This window comes from Erwinia sp. Leaf53 (assembly GCF_001422605.1).
Classification (GTDB): domain Bacteria; phylum Pseudomonadota; class Gammaproteobacteria; order Enterobacterales; family Enterobacteriaceae; genus Erwinia.
This window is the reverse complement of the sequence record NZ_LMLK01000003.1, coordinates 265824-283391: the sequence shown is the minus strand read 5'-3', so window position 1 is coordinate 283391 and position 17568 is coordinate 265824. Positions and strand designations below refer to the sequence as shown.

At 57.0% G+C, this 17568-nt stretch carries 17 protein-coding genes; 8 read left to right on the top strand and 9 right to left on the bottom strand.

The annotated features are described in order from the left end of the window. Window positions 1–3: 3 nt before the first annotated feature. The 8 genes from ASF13_RS05120 to wzzB all read left to right on the top strand — a co-directional run bounded on the left by ASF13_RS05120 (window position 4) and on the right by wzzB (window position 9134). Window positions 4–1515: a lipopolysaccharide biosynthesis protein gene (locus ASF13_RS05120; RefSeq protein WP_082502287.1), complete on the top strand. Its 1512-nt coding sequence runs from the start codon at window positions 4–6 to the stop codon at window positions 1513–1515. Further along, window positions 1512–2423 carry a hypothetical protein gene (locus ASF13_RS05115; protein ID WP_056233254.1) on the top strand — a complete coding sequence of 304 codons (912 nt, stop codon included), beginning with the start codon at window positions 1512–1514 and terminating at the stop codon, window positions 2421–2423. The genes ASF13_RS05120 and ASF13_RS05115 overlap by 4 nt, the downstream gene beginning before the upstream one ends. A gap of 97 nt (window positions 2424–2520) precedes the next feature. Then, window positions 2521–3591 carry an EpsG family protein gene (locus tag ASF13_RS05110; RefSeq protein WP_056233251.1) on the top strand — a complete coding sequence of 357 codons (1071 nt, stop codon included), beginning with the start codon at window positions 2521–2523 and terminating at the stop codon, window positions 3589–3591. A gap of 2 nt (window positions 3592–3593) precedes the next feature. Next, window positions 3594–4445 (top strand): glycosyltransferase, encoded by an 852-nt coding sequence (locus ASF13_RS05105; RefSeq protein ID WP_158239910.1) that lies wholly within the window; start codon window positions 3594–3596, stop codon window positions 4443–4445. Then, window positions 4442–5176, top strand: coding sequence for a glycosyltransferase (locus ASF13_RS05100; protein WP_072166288.1), 735 nt, complete (start codon window positions 4442–4444; stop codon window positions 5174–5176). Before ASF13_RS05105 ends, ASF13_RS05100 begins: the two co-directional genes overlap by 4 nt. Further along, window positions 5169–6302, top strand: a complete 1134-nt coding sequence (locus ASF13_RS05095; RefSeq protein ID WP_056233245.1) for a glycosyltransferase family 4 protein — start codon at window positions 5169–5171, stop codon at window positions 6300–6302. The genes ASF13_RS05100 and ASF13_RS05095 overlap by 8 nt, the downstream gene beginning before the upstream one ends. Before the next feature lie 258 nt (window positions 6303–6560). Continuing rightward, a complete protein-coding gene (gene gndA / locus ASF13_RS05090) occupies window positions 6561–7967 on the top strand; it encodes an NADP-dependent phosphogluconate dehydrogenase (RefSeq protein ID WP_056233244.1) in 1407 nt (468 codons plus the stop codon). Between the two features lie 156 nt (window positions 7968–8123). Beyond that, window positions 8124–9134: an LPS O-antigen chain length determinant protein WzzB gene (gene wzzB / locus ASF13_RS05085; RefSeq protein WP_056233242.1), complete on the top strand. Its 1011-nt coding sequence runs from the start codon at window positions 8124–8126 to the stop codon at window positions 9132–9134. Between the two features lie 73 nt (window positions 9135–9207). On the opposite strand, the gene ASF13_RS05080 is transcribed toward wzzB, so the two are convergent. The 9 genes from ASF13_RS05080 to hisD form a co-directional block, all read right to left on the bottom strand. Beyond that, window positions 9208–10323, bottom strand: coding sequence for a succinylglutamate desuccinylase/aspartoacylase family protein (locus ASF13_RS05080; protein ID WP_056233240.1), 1116 nt, complete (start codon window positions 10321–10323; stop codon window positions 9208–9210). 49 nt (window positions 10324–10372) lie between these two features. Then, the gene (locus tag ASF13_RS05075) at window positions 10373–11173 is read right to left on the bottom strand and encodes an ABC transporter substrate-binding protein (protein ID WP_056233238.1); all 801 of its coding nucleotides are present in this window, start codon (window positions 11171–11173) and stop codon (window positions 10373–10375) included. A 242-nt stretch (window positions 11174–11415) separates the two neighbouring features. Further along, entirely contained in the window at window positions 11416–12027 is a 612-nt protein-coding gene (hisIE, locus tag ASF13_RS05070) for a bifunctional phosphoribosyl-AMP cyclohydrolase/phosphoribosyl-ATP diphosphatase HisIE (protein ID WP_056233236.1), read from the bottom strand. Then, complete coding sequence (hisF, locus tag ASF13_RS05065) at window positions 12021–12797, bottom strand: imidazole glycerol phosphate synthase subunit HisF (protein WP_056233235.1); 777 nt, start codon at window positions 12795–12797, stop codon at window positions 12021–12023. Before hisF ends, hisIE begins: the two co-directional genes overlap by 7 nt. Further along, the gene (gene hisA, locus ASF13_RS05060; protein WP_056233233.1) at window positions 12779–13516 is read right to left on the bottom strand and encodes a 1-(5-phosphoribosyl)-5-[(5-phosphoribosylamino)methylideneamino]imidazole-4-carboxamide isomerase; all 738 of its coding nucleotides are present in this window, start codon (window positions 13514–13516) and stop codon (window positions 12779–12781) included. The genes hisF and hisA overlap by 19 nt, the downstream gene beginning before the upstream one ends. 5 nt (window positions 13517–13521) lie before the next feature. Then, entirely contained in the window at window positions 13522–14112 is a 591-nt protein-coding gene (hisH, locus tag ASF13_RS05055) for an imidazole glycerol phosphate synthase subunit HisH (protein ID WP_056233231.1), read from the bottom strand. Beyond that, window positions 14112–15179, bottom strand: a complete 1068-nt coding sequence (gene hisB / locus ASF13_RS05050; RefSeq protein WP_056233229.1) for a bifunctional histidinol-phosphatase/imidazoleglycerol-phosphate dehydratase HisB — start codon at window positions 15177–15179, stop codon at window positions 14112–14114. Before hisB ends, hisH begins: the two co-directional genes overlap by 1 nt. Continuing rightward, window positions 15176–16264, bottom strand: coding sequence for a histidinol-phosphate transaminase (gene hisC, locus ASF13_RS05045; RefSeq protein WP_056233227.1), 1089 nt, complete (start codon window positions 16262–16264; stop codon window positions 15176–15178). Before hisC ends, hisB begins: the two co-directional genes overlap by 4 nt. Next, complete coding sequence (hisD, locus tag ASF13_RS05040) at window positions 16264–17568, bottom strand: histidinol dehydrogenase (RefSeq protein ID WP_056233226.1); 1305 nt, start codon at window positions 17566–17568, stop codon at window positions 16264–16266. The genes hisC and hisD overlap by 1 nt, the downstream gene beginning before the upstream one ends.

Here is a 17568-nt window from a genome sequence, read left to right as displayed (position 1 = left end):
ATAATGAATAAACACCTTAATGTATTGGCCTATATTTACAGCGTCAGGATTTATGCCGCTGCGATCAGCATTGTTCTGGTTCCGTGGGTCATAAAGCTGGTCGGCTATGATGCGTACGGGCTGGTAGGTTTTTTTGCTATTCTGCTGGCCTGCATGAACATCCTGGATGCCGGCATCGGCGGCGTATTAACCCGGCAGGCGATCGTGTCACGTACCAGCCGGGGGCAGTTCAGTCAGTTCCTCAGTGTGTTTCGTAAAGTCATTATTCTGTTTGTTACGGTGGGGGTCGCGGTAGCGCTGCTGGGCAGCCTGCTGGCGCAGCATTACGGTAAAAGCTGGCTGAACACCAGCCTCAGCCATCAGGAAGTGGCATTCTGTACGTCGCTGATGTTTTGCATTTTCGCCGTACACTATATTCAGGGGCCATGGCGAAGTTTACTGCTTTCGAATGAAAGTCAGGCGACGCTTGCTACCATCAACTTTGTCTATATGTCTCTGTCACAGCCCGGCGCCCTGCTGCTGCTGATCTATTACCGGCAGGATATAAAATTTTATTTTTTCGCCCAGCTGATTGCCGCGATAATTAACACCTCGCTGATGATATTTTACGGCGAGAGAGTGAAACGGAAGATTGTTGCCGGACTTCGCGACGTTAATGAAGTGGTCAACCGTCTGTCGTTAAGAAGCCTGCTGCTGTTCGCGTTACAGCTTTCGCTGTTATCCATACTGTGGATTATCGTCAATCAGTCAGACAAGCTGGCGCTTACCCGATTTATGGCGCTGTCTGATTACGCAAAATACAGCGTAGCGGTGTCACTGACTACCGTGGTTGCCATCATCAGCGATCCCCTCAACCAGGTGCTGCTGCCCAGGCTCACGCGTAGCTGGCATGAGAAAAATTTCGCCGTCTTTGCGCGGTTCTTTTTTGCTGCCTACAGTTTTGTCTGCCTGCTGCTGGTGCCGCTGAGCGCGTTTATGTTTTTCTTTGCCAACGATCTTCTCTATCTCTGGAGCAACGATCGTGTTCTGGCTGAGGGAGCCGCGCGTTACCTGCCGTGGCTGTTTGCCGGTAGCGTGTTTGCCGTACTGTCTAACCTCTGTTTTTTACTGCGATACAGTTCCGGCCAGCTGAAAAACCATACGCTGATCTATCTGCTCTTCAGCGTGCTGGTGGTCCCTCTCAACGTCATTGTTGCCCGCGTCTGGCAGGGTGAGGGGACATCGCTGTTTTTTGCGGCCAGCAGCGGTCTGCTGTTCCTGCTGTGGGCAGGCTATAACTTTCATCGTTATTTTGTCTCCGGAGCCGCATTGCTCTACCAGATGCTGCTGCCGGTCATACTCATTTCGCTGGTCTGGTTCTGGTTTATCGCCCGGGTGGATATCCCCTCCACAAGTCGCGTTGTCAGTTTCGCTATATTGATGCTGAAGGGCCTTGGGGGAACGGTTCTTACCGGTGGCTACATTTTGCTTATCAGAAATAAAATTAACATTACATTAAGAGCCAGTGTCCAATGAATGTCTTTATTTATGCCAACAGCTATGACGGGAACAGTGGCGGGATCCTTGTTCTGCACCGTCTGTGCCACCTGATCAATCAGCTGGAAGGGTGCCGCGCCTGGCTGGTGGGCGCGACCCCGCTCAGCACTAACCGGCCCGATCCGAAAAGGATTGCCGCTGAGCTCAAGTGGTACGTTTACGGTAAGCGACGTTTTCAGACCAACCCACTCTGGCAGACACCAGTCTGGCAGAACGGCAAGCTGCCGGACGATGCGGTTGTCGTCTATCCTGAAGTGACCAACGGCAATCCGCTGCGGGCGAAGCGCGTGGTCCGCTGGTTTCTGCACCAGCCGGGCTATCATACCGGCGTGATTGACTACGGTAAGGGTGAACTCTGGTTTAAATTTAATTCCGCCATTGATGACTTTTCCCGTGCAGATTCGGTGCTTTCCACGCATGAACTCAAGGTTATCTATTATCCGCTGGATATCTATCAGCCTGTGGAAGGTGCGGATGATCACAGGACGCTGGAATGTTGCCATATGGTGAGAAAAGGCACCGATAAACCCGCTGTTCACCCAGCAGGATCTGTCGCGGTGGATGGGCTGTCCCATCAGGAGATGGCGGAAGTGTTCCGGCGCGCCCGACGTTTTATCTCCTATGATGATTACACCGCGTACTCTATTTTTGCCGTGCTGAGTGGCTGTGAATCGATCGTCGTGCCGGGGAAAGGGCGCAGCATCACTGACTGGTACCCGCAGGAGAGCGACCGTTACGGGCTGGCCTACGGTTTTGAGCCGCAGCAGCTGGAGTGGGCCGCTGCCACGCGCCATAAAGTGTCAGAACATATTCTCGCCGAACATGAAAAGTCACGTCAAAACGTGATCCAGGCGATTGATGAAATCCGGCATTATTTTAATCAGTAAGTGTTTTCGCGTTGGCGGTCATTCCTGGAAAGGCATTCAGTTTTTCCAGGGAAAAGATGCGCAGCTAAATATCTGCTTCATCAAATAGTTTTCAACTATGATAATTTATATTTTCGGTTATATGATTCTGCTGGGGATGCTGCTGGTATCCGTTGACAGAAGATGTCCGGTTTATTTGTCCCGGCTGATGTTCTCATTTATGTGTGTTACGCTGTTAGTGTTTTGCGCGCTACGCGGAGACATTGATCCCGATCATCATAGTTATCTGAATATCTACGGCTATATTACTCAGGGGCAGACTTATCTGATTGAGCCTGCCTTCTATTTCTTTACATGGCTTTCTTATTACCTGATTAACAGCCCTGCATTGATTTTTATAGGGTTTGCCTTTATTTCCCTCACGGTAAAACATGAGTTACTGAGAAAGTATAGTCTCTATCCGCTGCTGTCATTGCTGATTTATTACTGCAATTATTATATTTTGCATGATATGACGCAGATACGCATCGGTGTTGCGATTGGTATTGCTTTCGCCGCGATCGTCTGCTGGTTCAGTAACCGGAGATATACCTATTATCTGTTGATCTTCATCTCTTTCCTTTTCCATTATTCCGCACTGATGTTCTTAATTGTGCCATTTTTGCCTAAGGGAAGGGTCAAAAATAAAGAACTTCTGATTTATATTTTTGTGCTGGTCTTTGCATACGTTTTGTATGCTATGAAATTTGGACTTGCGAGTGTGTTCTCCTATATACCTATCGGCTTCGTACAGGAGAAATTCCTTGCCTATAGTGAGGAAACACGCTCGGGAGCCCTGCAGCCAGTCAATGTTTTCAGTATGATGCAGATGCTGAAGCTGGCAGTAATTGCGTTGATATTTTTATTTGCCAATCGCAGATACAGCCACTCTCCGTTTCATAATACAATGTTTCGCTTCTATATTTTTTCTTCTTTATTCTGGGTGATGTTTTTTGATATTCCTGCCTTTAGCATTCGTATATCAGAGTTGTTTGGGTTTTCAGAGGTGTTTCTGCTTCCCTGCCTGATGTCGGTGTCCGCCAGGAAGTCTGTTGGGTTAGGTATAATCATTTCGATAACCCTGTTTATGTTTTATCTTAATATTTATCATAATAAAATTCTTTTGCCGTGGTCGGTATTTTGGGAGTGATGATGAAAGTTTTGCCCGTTATTGTTCTGTACAAAACAAAGCTGAATGGCAGCCAGAGCGTCTGTTCTCTGCTGGCGCAGAATATCGGTGTGCTCGGGATCGATAAAATTTTCGTTTATGATAATTCTCCCGTTGCCAGTCCTCAACAGCCAGGCACCGACGCGGCAGCGGTTGAGGTTATCTATCATCACGATCGGCAGAATTCCGGCGTCAGCCGTGCCTATAACACCGCCGCACGTTACGCCAGTGAACAGGGTTACGACTGGCTGCTGTTGCTCGATCAGGACACCCTGTTACCGGACGGTGCCCTGGAACGTTATCGTGATGCCATGCTGTTGCATCCGCAGCTTCCGCTGTTTGCCCCGGTGCTTAAAACTCAACAAGGGGCGATCTGCTCACCCTGTGAGTACCGCTTCCATCGCGGCTTTTCGCCCAAAGAGGTCCACCGTGGCTTAGCGGACTTTCGGCACTGGGCTCCCATCAACAGCTGTATGATGGTTTCAACTGAAAAACTGCTGGAGGTCGGTGGCTATAATGAACGCGCCTTCCTCGACTTCAGCGATTTTCAGTTTATCGAGCGTTTAAGGAAAAAATATTCCCAATTCTGTATTGTCGACTTTGTCGCAACGCAGGATTTTTCAAATGACACCCGCGATGTTTCCGCGCTTGCGCGTCGTTTTAAACTCTATTGCCAGTGTGCCCTGGGCTGCGAACGTGATTCTGCTCTCGACAGCCTGCAGTATTTGATGATTGTGACGCTGCGAATGCTAAAACTGACCGCGCGCACCCGTAATCTCGATTTCTTGAAGATTTTCATCAAAGGATACATTTTCAGGAGAAGTGAAGAAGTATGATTTCAGTATGTATGGCCACCTATAACGGCGAACACTATATTCACCAACAGCTGCTGAGTATTTTAAAACAACTGGACGAGCATGATGAAATCATCATTTCCGACGATGGCAGTCAGGACAGTACGTTAGCGGTTATTGCTGCGTTTAACGATCCACGAGTAACGGTTATCAGCCATTCGCGTGACTGGCTGCCGGCTGCCACCCCCGTCATTTCACGGGTGAAAAACAGTTTTTCCTCTGCGCTGGAGAAAGCACAGGGTGAATTTATTTTCCTCTCCGACCAGGACGACGAGTGGCTGGAGGGCCGCGTTGCGGCCGCAGTGGCCGAATTGCAGAGTGGCGCTGACCTGGTGGTCTGCGACTGCAAAGTGGTTGATGACAACCATCAGACGCTGATTAACTCCTGGTATGAATTCATCCCGCCCAGCAAGAGCCTGCTGCGCACGCTGTGGAAGAGCTCTTTCCACGGATGCTGTATGGCCTTTCGCGCCGAGGTATTACGCCGCGCGCTGCCGTTCCCGGACCGGGATATCGGCCATGACACGTGGCTTGGCCTGATGGCCTGCTGGCGGGGAAAAGTAACATTCCTGGCTCAGCCCTATATTCTTTACCGTCGTCACGGCAGCGCGGTAACGCATTGCGGGTTCAAAAGCGAACGCAGTCTGAAAACAAAACTGCTTTATCGTAAAGATCTTATGCTGTCGCTGCTGACAAGGATGGTCAATGCCTAGTATTGCGCATGTCCAGGTTATGCCGAAATTATCCGGCGTACAGAACTTTTCTTTACATATTCTGAAAGATCTGCCCTTTGACGAAAAATATCTTATCTGCTCTGAGGCAGAGCAGGTAGCGGAAGGGCAGCGGGAGGAGTTTATTCAGGCCTTCACCGAGGCCGGCGTAAAAATCATTTGGGCAAAGCACCTGTGCCGATCGACAGGGCCTCACGATCTTGCTGCAACCCTTGAGCTGTGGCAGATATTTCGTCGCTATCGTTTTGACATCGTTCATACCAATTCGACAAAGCCCGGGGTTATCGCCCGTATTGCCGCCAGACTTGCGGGAATTAAAAAGGTCATTCATACCGTGCATGGCATTGCCTTTCATGAGCACGAAAGTCTGCTTAAGAGAGTGTTTTATTACGGTCTTGAAGCATTCGCTCTGCAATTTGGCCATGTTAACGTATCGGTCAATAAGTTCTATCTTCGCTATTATCGCCCGTTTTTCTGGAAAAAGAATTGCTTTATTTATAATGGCATTAATCCTGAGAAGTGGATAAACCAGGCACCGGTTACTCCCTCGTTATCTGAGGCTGAAGAAGGCAAAGCGGCAAAACGGGTCCTGTTTGTCGGCCGGCTCGATACGCAGAAAAACCCCCTGACCGCTATCCGCGCGTTTGCCTGCCTTCTGGGTAAGCTGCCCGGTGCGCATTTCGATATGGTCGGCGATGGTGAACTCAGAGCAGATTGTGAAGCGCTGGTGCGTGAACTGGGCATTGAACAACAGGTGACGTTCCACGGCTGGATTGGCAACCCTGAACACTTCTATGCACGCTGTGACGTGTTTTTTTGCCCCTCTCTCTACGAAGCATTCGGTTTTACCTTCACCGAGGCTGCGCTGTTCTCGCGTCCCATCGTCGCTTCTGATGTCGAGGGCATCCCGGAGGTGGTGATCGCCAATAAAATGGGTTTGATATGCAGTGCCGATGACTACGCGGCCCAGGCAGACTGCCTGTATCGCATTCTGACCGACTCTTCACTGGCTGCGGAATTTGGTCGGTTTGGTCGTCAGCACGTTATTGAGCATTTTCCTCTGTCAAACTGCCTGAAACAGTATCTGAAACTCTATACCGATGAATGAATGTTTCCTCAGGGGAAGTGTCAGTTCCGTTTTTCCAGTCGATGAGGCTGAATCGTGATAGCTTTTTGAGAAAAAAAATGGCGGAATGCGTTTTAAACCCCCATAAAATGAGCGTGTTAGTCGATAAATCGCCTTTCATTTTCAGTCAAAATCTATCGCATCAATCACTACCCACTGCACCTAAACCTGAGTTAACATGTTTAGAACATTGACCGCAGTCACATTACTGCAGGAAACATCACGTAGACAGGAGTAGGTATGTCCAAGCAACAGATCGGCGTTGTGGGTATGGCTGTTATGGGCCGTAATCTGGCACTCAACATTGAGAGCCGTGGCTATTCAGTCTCTATCTTCAACCGCTCGCGTGAGAAGACGGACGAAGTGGTTGCTGAGAACCCGGGTAAGAACCTGGTTCCGCATTACACCGTAGAAGAGTTCGTCGACTCCCTGGAAAAACCGCGTCGTATTCTTCTGATGGTGCAGGCCGGTGAAGCGACCGACAAAACCATCGCCTCTCTGACTCCTCACCTGGACAAGGGCGACATTCTGATCGACGGTGGTAACACCTTCTATAAAGACACCATTCGCCGTAACCGCGAGCTGTCTGAGCAGGGCTTCAACTTCATCGGTACCGGCGTTTCCGGCGGTGAAGAGGGCGCGCTGAAGGGTCCGTCAATCATGCCTGGCGGCCAGAAAGAAGCCTACGAGCTGGTAGCACCGATTCTGGATCAGATCGCAGCACGCGCCGAAGGCGAAGCCTGTGTCGCCTATATGGGTCCGGATGGCGCGGGTCACTACGTGAAGATGGTGCATAACGGCATCGAATACGGTGACATGCAGCTGATCGCAGAAGCCTACTCCCTGCTGAAAAATGCCCTGAACCTGAGCAACGACGAGCTGGCGAAAACCTTCAGCGAGTGGAACGAAGGCGAGCTGAGCAGCTACCTGATCGACATCACCAAAGATATCTTCACCAAGAAAGACGAAGAGGGTAACTACCTGGTAGACGTCATTCTGGATGAAGCAGCGAACAAAGGCACCGGTAAATGGACCAGCCAGAGTTCACTGGATCTCGGCGAGCCGCTGTCACTGATCACCGAATCCGTGTTTGCGCGCTACCTCTCCTCGCTGAAAACTCAGCGCGTTGCGGCATCTAAAGTGCTGAGCGGCCCGGCCGTGCAGCCGGTGTCTGGCGATAAAGCCGAGTTCGAAGAGAAAGTGCGTCGTGCACTGTACCTGGGTAAGATCGTCTCTTACGCACAGGGCTTCTCACAGCTGAAAGCCGCTTCTGAAGAGAACAACTGGGACCTGAACTACGGTGAGATCGCCAAGATCTTCCGTGCGGGCTGCATCATCCGCGCCCAGTTCCTGCAGAAGATCACCGATGCGTACGCCGACAACGCCGACATCGCTAACCTGCTGCTGGCACCGTACTTCAAGAACATCGCCGACGAATACCAGCAGGCGCTGCGTGACGTGGTGGCCTATGCCGTGCAGAACGGTATCCCTACGCCGACCTTCTCTGCCGCTATCGCTTACTACGACAGCTACCGTTCAGCGGTGCTGCCGGCTAACCTGATTCAGGCGCAGCGTGACTACTTCGGTGCTCACACCTACAAGCGTATTGATAAAGACGGTGTGTTCCACACCGAGTGGCTGGACTAATCTGCCATTGACCTCCCGCCGTCCGGCGGGAGGTTTTCTACCTGATTTTTCCGTTTTTATGCAGAATACACTGCTTTATCGCCTTAACTTTTCTACTCTTTTTTTCATCTAAGCACGCTCGCCGTGTTGGCTTTTTTCTCGCTGGAATAATCAATTATGCACCAAGACAATCAAATGTCCGGGTATGCTGCTGCATCCCGTGATTCGACCTATCGTCAGGATGACCTGGACTTGCTGGATGTTATCGCTCAACTATGGCGCGGAAAAATCATTATCCTGTCCACCATGCTGATAGCGCTGTTGCTGGCCTGCGGCTATCTGGCGGTGGTTAAAGAGAAATGGACCTCCAGCGCGATTGTGACGCTGCCCGCGGCCGGACAGGTTGCTAACTATAATGCAGCGCTCAGCGTGCTTTATGAACAGAACCCCAGAGATAAACCCGCGCTGGGCGAGCTGCAGGAACAGTTGTTTGGCCGCTTCAGCGCATCAATGAGCGCGCTGGCCAGCGAACTGAAAAATCAGGGCGAACCACAGTCTCTGACCGTTGAACCTGTCTCACAAAATAGCAATGATTCGCTGCGGTTTGCCTTTGTTGCCGGTTCAGCAGAAGAGGCGAAAAAAGCGCTTAACGGCTATATCAGTAAAGTGAATGATGACGTCGTCGAAGATTATGGTGCTGATATTCGTCGCAGTCTGAGTGTTAAAACCCGCGAGCTATCAGACTCGCTGGCAGCGCAGAAGCAGGTCGCGCTGGATAAGAAAGAGCAGCGTATGGCGGTGATCAGACAATCGCTGAAAATAGCGGAAGAGGCTAACATTACCCACTCGCAGCTCAGCCAGGCGGAATTCCTGTCGGATGACACGCTGTATCTGCTTGGCGTCTCATCGCTGAAGGCGATGATTGCGAATGAAGATACCCGACCGCTGACTTTTAACGATCTCTATTACGAAACTCAGCGCGCGCTGCTCTCGCTGACACATCTGAAAATTCAGGTGGATAATTTGCAGTCGTTCCGCTTTATCTCTCAGCCCGATACCCCGTTCCGCCGTGACAGCCCTAAGCGTTCGCTGACGCTGCTTCTCGCGCTGGTGTTCGGCGGCGTGATCGGTTCTGCCGTGGTCATCGGCCGCTTTGCCAGCCGCCAGTATCGTCTGCGCGGAAAATAACCATCGCCTGAGAGGGTGCTGTACGCAAAAAGGGCTTCCTGTGATGGGAAGCCCTTTTTTGTTTTGTGGCCGGTTATGGCACCAGCAGCGGGCCTTCGCGTTCGGCGTTGCCGCCGGCCAGCCGGGTCACCAGCATCCCGGCGGTGGCGAAACGTACCCAGTGGCGGGCATAGAGCCACCCGCCGAATTCGGCAACCAGCGGGGTCAGCCTGTCGCTGAGCGGATCGAGGATCTCGGCCACCACCTCACCGGGCGCGATCCATTCGCCCACCTCACGGCGGTGCAGGATCACCCCGGCATGCGGTGCAGAGAGGTATTCACAGCCGGCCAGCGGCACCGGCGGGTTCTCCAGCGGCGGCAGCGGCGGGGCGCTGCCCGACAGATACCCGGCGTGGGTCAGCGCGTTAAGGATGGCGTCGGCGTCCTGTTCGGCCAGCGCGTGGCTGACGTCGCGCGCGCCGCGCAGCTCCAGCGTCACCGGCAGCAGGCCCGGCGGCAGCGGGAAACGGTCGCCCAGCTCGCGATTAAGGCTGTTCCACAGTTCGGCGCAGGCCTCATCAAACGGCTCGCCGCCGGAGATCTCGGCAATCAGCTGTACCCGGCTGCCGAGGTAGCGCGCCAGCGGTTCGATGGCGGGCCAGGCCTGCGGGGTGGTGTAGAGGTGCGGCAGCGACTCCCAGTCGCAGTGCAGGTCGATCATCAGATCGGCCTGGCAGGCCATCTGCATCAGCACCTGGCGCTGCGAGTCCAGCTCGGTGAGCGGCGGCTGCTGGCTGAACCAGTCGCTGATTGCCTGGCGGATCAGCTGGCGGTTCTGCTCCACGTCCTGGGTCAGTACCGGGGCCAGCAGGGCGGCGATGGCTTTGCCCGGTAACGGATACTGCCGGTTAAAGTCCTGTCCCGACGGCAGGTGAAAACGCCCGAGGTGGGTGCCGTGCAGGTGCTGGCCGAGGGCGATCGGGTTCGCCACCGGCACCAGGGTAATCTGCGCGGCGACGCGGCCGGCGGCTTCCAGCGCCTGCAGCTTGTTTTTCAGGTACCAGGCGACGGTAACGCCCGGCAGTTCGTCACCGTGCAGCCCGGCCTGAATATAGACCTGACGCGCGCCGGGCTGACCGAAGTGGTAGCTGATAATGTCGCGCTGGGTCCCCAGCGAGGCGCTGAGCAGCGGATGATGGCGTTGTTGCATAGAGAGCCTTCAGGTAAGAAAAGGCCGCGCGCGGGGCGCGGCCGGCAGATTACTTCTGCTGGATAGAGATGTCGGTGGCGAAGTACTTCTTCTGGATGGTGTCGAAGGTGCCGTTTTTCTTGATCTCGGCAAAGGCACCGTCGATAGCATTTTTCAGCTCGGTATCGCCCTTACGCAGGCCAATCGCGGTGCCCGGGCCGATAATCGGATCTTCGACAATCGGGCCGGCCAGCGCAAAGTCCTGCCCCTGCGGCTGCTTAAGGAAACCAATCGCGGCCTGCGCGGCGTCGGTAAACACCACGTCAAGGCGGCCGGCAACCAGATCGCTCTCCACCTGCGCCTGGTCGCCGTAAGGCACCACGTTAACGCCGTGCGGCTGCCATTTCGCCAGCGCGTAGCGCTCCTGCACGGTACCCTGCTGCACGCCAACGTTCTTACCCTTCAGCGATTCGGCGGTCGGCAGCACGCCGCTGCCTTTACGGGCGATCAGCTGCGCGTGGGTGTCATACAGCGGTACGCTGAAGTCGATCTGCTTCAGACGCTCTTCGGTGATGCCCATATCGGAGAGGATGGCGTCGAACTTACGCGCCTTCAGCGCCGGGATAATACCGTCGAACTGGCTCTCCACCCAGACGCATTTCGCCTGCAGCTGTGCGCACAGCGCGTTGCCCAGGTCGATATCAAAACCGACCAGCTTGCCGTCGGCGGTTTTTGACTCAAACGGCGGGTAGGTCGGGTCGACGGCGAAGCGGATCTGATCGATTTTGGCCTGTGCGCCGAAGGAGCAGACGGCCAGCAGGGAGAGGGCTGCGGCCTGGCGCAGACGGGTTTTCAGTGATGTGTTTGCCATAATTGCTATTATTCTCAGACTCTTTGATACGGCCAGACAGAGTAACCGCTGGCGGCAGTGCTGAAAACCCTTTATGCGCAAAATGCATGTTGAACGGTGGCGCGCGCTGGTACCGCCACCGGTTCGGCAGCCGCAGGAACGTCGCCGGGCATTAACCCGTTGAGTGGAAAGCAGGGGGGAAGGGGGGCCAGGCTCTTGCCGGCGATGGCAAAAAAGCGGGGCGCAGAACGCGCCCCACAGGATTACTTATGACGCTGGCGCAGATTCTCAATAATCGTCGACAGGTTCAGATCCTGATCCTGCAGCAGCACCAGCAGGTGATAGATCAGGTCAGAGGCTTCGTTGGTCAGCTCGTGACGGTCGTTCACCGTGGCGGCCAGCGCGGTCTCCACGCCCTCTTCACCAACCTTCTGCGCGATGCGCTTGGTGCCGCTGGCGTACAGCTTCGCGGTGTAAGAGCTTTCCGGGTCGGCGTGCTTGCGTTCGGCCAGCAGCTGCTCCAGCTGGTAAAGGAAGGTCCAGTCCGCCGCCGCCGGGGAGAAGCAGCTGGACGTGCCGAGGTGGCAGGTAGGCCCCACCGGGTTAACCAGCAGCAGCAGCGTGTCGTTATCGCAGTCCGGGGTGATGCTGACCACGTTAAGGAAGTGCTCAGAGGTTTCACCCTTGGTCCACAGGCGCTGTTTAGTGCGTGACCAGAAGGTCACCTTGCCGGTGGCCAGGGTCTTCTCCAGCGCTTCCTGATTCATATAACCGTGCATCAATACTTCACCGGACACGGCGTGCTGCACGATGGCCGGCATCATGCCGTCAGTTTTTACCCAGTCCAGCCGGGCCAGCTGTTGTTCTGTTAACACGCGCGGATCTCCACACCTTGTTCAATCAGGAACGCTTTCAGTTCACCGATATTAATAATCTGTTTATGGAATACGGACGCGGCCAGCGCGCCGTCCACGTCGGCATCGCGGAACGCTTCATGGAAGTGCTCCATGGTGCCGGCACCGCCGGAGGCGATCAGCGGCACCTTGCACGCTGCACGTACCTTCTGCAGCTGCAGCAGGTCGTAGCCGTTACGCACGCCGTCCTGGTTCATCATATTCAGTACGATTTCACCGGCACCGCGTTTCTGCACTTCCTGCACCCAGTCGAGGGTTTCCCACTGGGTTACGCGGGTACGGCTCTCATCGCCGGTGTACTGATTGACGTGGTATTTGCCGGTCTCCGCATCGTACCAGGTATCAATACCGACCACGATGCACTGCACGCCAAAGCGGTCCGCCAGCCGGGTGATCAGCTCCGGGTCGGCCAGCGCCGGGGAGTTGATCGAGATTTTATCCGCGCCGTAAGAGAGCAGCAGCGCCGCGTCTTCCACCGACTTAATGCCGCCCGCCACGCAGAACGGGATATCAATCACTTCCGCCACGCGCGAGATCCAGCTCTTGTCGACCACGCGGCCGTCGGACGAGGCGGTGATATCATAAAATACCAGCTCGTCCGCGCCTTCCTGGGCATAGCGCTGCGCCAGCGGCACGATATCGCCGATGATTTCGTGATTGCGGAACTGCACGCCTTTGACCACCTGGCCGTCGCGCACGTCGAGGCAGGGGATTATCCGTTTTGCCAGCATGAGATTGCCTCCGCGGTAGTGAATTTCTCTTCCAGCAGGGCGCGACCGACGATCACCCCCTGCGCGCCGCTGCCGCGCAGGGCGGCGATGTCGTCCAGCGAACCGATGCCGCCGGAAGACTGGAACGCGATCTGCGGGAAGCGTGCGGACACTTCCTGATACAGCGCCACGTTAGAGCCGCTGAGCGTGCCGTCACGCGAAATATCGGTGCACAGCACGTGCTTCAGGCCGAACGGCAGGAACTGCTCGATCACCTCTTCCAGAGTGATGCCGCCTGCTTCCTGCCAGCCGCTGATCGCCACCTCTTTGCGGTTGTTCGCATCAATGCGCACGTCCAGCGCCAGCACGATCGCTTCCGCGCCGTACTGCTTAAACCAGCGCTGCACCTCTTCCGGCTGCTTCACCGCGGTGGAGCCGACCACCACGCGGCTGGCGCCGGCATTCAGCAGCGCCTCCACGTCCTGTGCGGTGCGGATGCCGCCGCCAACCTGCACCGGCACGCTGACGCCCGCCAGCAGGCGGGTCAGCAGCGGGATCTGCCGCGCCGCCGGGTCTTTTGCGCCGGTCAGATCCACCAGGTGCAGTAGCTGTGCGCCCTGCGCCTCGTACGCCTGCAGGCGCGGCAGCGGATCGCTGCCGTAGTCGCGCTGCTGGCCGTAATCACCCTGATGCAGCCGCACCACCTTGCCATCAATTAAATCTAACGCCGGAATAATCATGCCGGTTACATCTCCAGGAAGTTTTTCAGCAGCTGCGCGCCGGCGGCACCGGAGCGTTCGGGGTGGAACTGCACGCCAAAGAAGTTATCTTTCTGCACCGCGGCGGTAAAGGCTTCACCATAGTTGCACTGGGCGATGGTGTGCGCGTTCACCGGCATCGCGTAGCCGTGCACGAAGTAGAAGTAGGCGCCGTCGTCAATGCCGCGGAACAGGTGGTTGCCCGCCTGCGAAGTGATCTGGTTCCAGCCCATATGCGGCAGCGGCAGGCCCAGGTCCTGCATCTTATCCACCGACTGGTCGATGATACCGAGCGTCGGCACGCCGCCGCTCTCATCGCTGCCGGAGCCGAGCAGCTGCATGCCGAGGCAGATCCCCAGCACCGGCTGGGTACAGGCTTTGATCAGCTCGATCAGATTGCGCTCGCGCAGCTGATCCATCGCCGCCTGGGCGGTGCCGACGCCCGGCAGAAACAGCTTATCGGCGTTGAGCACGATATCGGCTTCGCGGCTGACCTGCGGGTCGTAGCCCAGCCGCTGGATCGCCCACTTCACCGACGACAGGTTAGCGCAGCCGGTATCGAGGATCACCACGTCCATTACAGCACTCCTTTCGAGCTGGGCAGGGTGTTACCCTCCACGCGGATCGCCTGGCGCAGGGTGCGGCCGAAGGCTTTAAACAGGCTTTCGACGCGGTGGTGGTCGTTTTTGCCTTTGGTACGCAGGTGCAGGGTGCTGGCCATTGAGTAGGAGAGCGAGCTAAAGAAGTGCTCGACCATCTCGGTGCTCAGGTCGCCGACGCGCTGGTAGCTGAACTCGGCTTTATATTCGAGGTGCGGGCGGCCGGAGATGTCCAGCGCGCAGCGCGCCAGGCACTCGTCCATCGGCAGCACGAAGCCAAAACGACCGATGCCGCGCTTGTCGCCCAGCGCCTTCAGCAGCGCCTCGCCCAGCGCCAGGCCGGTGTCTTCCACGGTGTGGTGATCGTCGATGTACAGGTCGCCCTTAACGTCGATGTTCATACGGAAACCGCCGTGGGTGCAGATCTGATCGAGCATATGGTCAAAGAAGCCGACGCCGGTGTTGATCCTGCTGTCACCTTCACGATCCAGCCACACTTCCACCTTAATCTGCGTCTCTTTGGTGTTGCGGTTAACCAGCGCGTAGCGGTCGCGCTTTGTCAGCTGCTGCTGAATGCTGCTCCAGCTCACGCCGTCTTTGCCGTACAGCAGGCCGGTAATGCCCATGTTTTCCGCCAGCTGCACGTCGGTGGCGCGGTCGCCGATCACATAGCTGCTGGCGGTGTCCAGCGCGCCTTCGGCCAGCCAGGCTTCGACCATTTTCGTCTTCGGCTTGCGGCAGTCGCAGCCGTCTTCCGGCTTGTGCGGGCAGATCAGCACTTCGTCAAACTTCACGCCCTGCGAGCTGAGGATCTGCATCATCAGATCGTGCGGGCCGTCGAAGTCAGCCTGCGGGAAGCTGTCGGTGCCCAGTCCGTCCTGGTTGGTGATCATCACCAGCTTAAAGCCGGCGGTCTGCAGCGCCAGCAGGGCCGGGATCACGTCCGGCTCAAACGCCAGCTTGTCCATGCGGTCAACCTGATAATCTTCCGGCGGCTCAGAGATGATGGTGCCATCGCGATCGATAAAAAGGACTTTCTGACTCATGCTTGCTCCGTCGACCCGGCAGCACCGGGCAGGTTTTTAAGGGCGGCGACCACGCGGTCGCACTCTTCACGGGTACCGATGGAGATGCGCAGGCATCCGGCCAGACCCGGCTGTTTGTTTTGGTCACGCAGAATAATGCCCTGGTCCCACAGCGATTTAAACACCGCGCTGGAGGCCGCGAAGCGCGCCAGAATATAGTTGGTGTCGCTGCTGAACACCTGCTCGACGATATCGAGGGTGCGCAGGTCGGCAATCAGCTGTTCACGGTTGGCAATCAGCTGCGCCACGTGCTCGCGCATCAGCGCAATGCCCTGGTCGCTCAGCGCCTGGCCGGCGATATCCGCCACCGGGGTGGAGAGCGGGTAAGGGGCGATCACCTTCATCAGCAGCGCGATCACCTCGGCGCTGGCCAGGGTAAAGCCGCAGCGCAGGCCTGCCAGCGCAAAGGCTTTCGACAGCGTGCGCAGCACCACCAGGTGCGGATAGTCCTTCAGCCAGCCGCTCAGCGAGGCCTGCGGGCAGAACTCAATATAGGCTTCATCGGCCACCACCAGCGCTTTACCGCGGGTCATCTCCAGCAGCTGACGGATGTCGTCCGGGTTGACCAGATTGCCGGTCGGATTGTTCGGGCTGCAGACGTAGACCAGCTTAACACCGTCCAGCTGGTCGGCGATGGCCGGCAGGTTCAGCTGCCAGTCTTCGCCGGCCTCAACCGTGCGGTACTCGATGCCGATGGTTTCGGCGCTGACGCTGTACATGCCGTAGGTCGGCGGGCAGAACAGCACCGCGTCTTTGCCCGGCTCGCAGAAGGCGCGCATCAGCAGCTCGATGCCTTCATCGGCACCGCGACTCACCAGCACCTGGTCGGCGTTCAGCCCGGCGTAGGCGGCGTAACGCTCGATCACCAGCTTCGGCTGGCACTCCGGGTAGCGGTTCAGCGTCTGCTGGCTCAGTTCAAACGGCACCGCCAGCGGGTATTCATTGGCGTTCAGCCAGACGTCGCCGTTGCCGCCGAGGCGGCGCGCGGACTGGTACGGGGTCAGCGCGCGCACGTTGGCGCGGGCCAGGTTCTCAATCGCACTCATCACTGCTCCTTCAGCGCGGCAACGCGCAGCGTAACGGCATTCTTGTGGGCGACCAGCTGTTCGGCGGCGGCCAGCGTTTCAATGGTGGCGGCGAGGCCGAGGAACCCGGCGGGCGTCAGCTCCTGCACCGTCATGCGCTTCTGGAAATCGGCCAGCCCGAGGCTGGAGCTGGTCGCCGTGTAGCCGTAGGTCGGCAGCACGTGGTTGGTACCGGAGGCGTAGTCGCCCGCCGACTCCGGCGACCAGTCGCCGAGGAACACCGACCCGGCGCTGGTAATGCGGTCGACCAGATCGCGCGCCTGGCGGGTCTGAATAATCAGGTGCTCCGGCCCGTAGCGGTTGCTGATCGCCACGCACTCGTCCAGGTCGCGCAGCACGATCAGGCGGCTGCTCTCGAGGGCTTTGGCGGCGGTGGCCGCACGCGGCAGGGCCTGCAGCTGACGGGCCACGGCTTCGGCCACGGCTTCGGCCATCGCCAGCGACGGGGTCAGCAGGATCACCTGTGAATCCGGCCCGTGCTCGGCCTGCGACAGCAGGTCAGAGGCGACGAAATCCGGGGTTGCACCCTCATCGGCGATCACCAGCACTTCCGACGGCCCGGCCGGCATATCGATCGCCGCACCGTCCAGACGCTGGCTCACCTGGCGTTTGGCTTCGGTAACGTACGCGTTGCCCGGCCCGAAGATTTTATCCACTTTCGGCACCGACTCGGTGCCGAGCGCCAGCGCGGCAATCGCCTGCGCGCCGCCCACCTGGAACACCTCCTGCACGCCGCACAGCTGCGCGGCGTAGAGGATCTCATCGGCGATCGGCGGCGGCGAACAGAGCACTACGCGGCCACAGCCGGCGATGCGCGCCGGGGTGGCCAGCATCAGCACCGTGGAGAACAGCGGCGCAGAGCCGCCGGGAATATACAGGCCCACCGAAGCCACCGGACGGGTAATCTGCTGGCAGCGCACGCCGGGCTGGGTTTCGATATCCACCACCGGCAGCTGCTGCGCCACGTGGAACTTATCGATATTCGCTACCGCAACCGCCATCGCCTGTTTGATCTCATCGCCGAGCCTTGCAGCGGCGTCGGCAATCTGCTGCTCGCTGACGCGCAGCTGGTCCACCTCGGTCTTATCAAAGGTGGCGCTGTAGTAGCGCAGCGCGTCGTCGCCCTCGGCTTTCACCTTCTCGAGGATGCCGCGTACCGTGCTGCTGATGCTGTCGGAAGCCGCCAGCGCCGGGCGCTGCAGCAGCGCCTGCTGCTGCTCTGCGCTGCACTCCTGCCAGATTACGGGGGTCATCACGATTGACAT

Excerpts from the sequence above, each read along its gene's own strand:
- hisC (WP_056233227.1), bottom strand. The coding sequence starts at position 16,264 with ATGAGTGCGATTGAGAACCTGGCCCGCGCCAACGTGCGCGCGCTGACC.
- hisF (WP_056233235.1), bottom strand. The coding sequence starts at position 12,797 with ATGCTGGCAAAACGGATAATCCCCTGCCTCGACGTGCGCGACGGCCAG.
- wzzB (WP_056233242.1), top strand. The coding sequence starts at position 8,124 with ATGCACCAAGACAATCAAATGTCCGGGTATGCTGCTGCATCCCGTGAT.
- ASF13_RS05105 (WP_158239910.1), top strand. The coding sequence starts at position 3,594 with ATGAAAGTTTTGCCCGTTATTGTTCTGTACAAAACAAAGCTGAATGGC.
- ASF13_RS05120 (WP_082502287.1), top strand. The coding sequence starts at position 4 with ATGAATAAACACCTTAATGTATTGGCCTATATTTACAGCGTCAGGATT.
- gndA (WP_056233244.1), top strand. The coding sequence starts at position 6,561 with ATGTCCAAGCAACAGATCGGCGTTGTGGGTATGGCTGTTATGGGCCGT.
- hisB (WP_056233229.1), bottom strand. The coding sequence starts at position 15,179 with ATGAGTCAGAAAGTCCTTTTTATCGATCGCGATGGCACCATCATCTCT.
- ASF13_RS05075 (WP_056233238.1), bottom strand. The coding sequence starts at position 11,173 with ATGGCAAACACATCACTGAAAACCCGTCTGCGCCAGGCCGCAGCCCTC.
- hisH (WP_056233231.1), bottom strand. The coding sequence starts at position 14,112 with ATGGACGTGGTGATCCTCGATACCGGCTGCGCTAACCTGTCGTCGGTG.
- hisD (WP_056233226.1), bottom strand. The coding sequence starts at position 17,568 with ATGTCAATCGTGATGACCCCCGTAATCTGGCAGGAGTGCAGCGCAGAG.
- ASF13_RS05095 (WP_056233245.1), top strand. The coding sequence starts at position 5,169 with ATGCCTAGTATTGCGCATGTCCAGGTTATGCCGAAATTATCCGGCGTA.
- ASF13_RS05100 (WP_072166288.1), top strand. The coding sequence starts at position 4,442 with ATGATTTCAGTATGTATGGCCACCTATAACGGCGAACACTATATTCAC.
- ASF13_RS05115 (WP_056233254.1), top strand. The coding sequence starts at position 1,512 with ATGAATGTCTTTATTTATGCCAACAGCTATGACGGGAACAGTGGCGGG.
- ASF13_RS05080 (WP_056233240.1), bottom strand. The coding sequence starts at position 10,323 with ATGCAACAACGCCATCATCCGCTGCTCAGCGCCTCGCTGGGGACCCAG.
- hisA (WP_056233233.1), bottom strand. The coding sequence starts at position 13,516 with ATGATTATTCCGGCGTTAGATTTAATTGATGGCAAGGTGGTGCGGCTG.
- ASF13_RS05110 (WP_056233251.1), top strand. The coding sequence starts at position 2,521 with ATGATAATTTATATTTTCGGTTATATGATTCTGCTGGGGATGCTGCTG.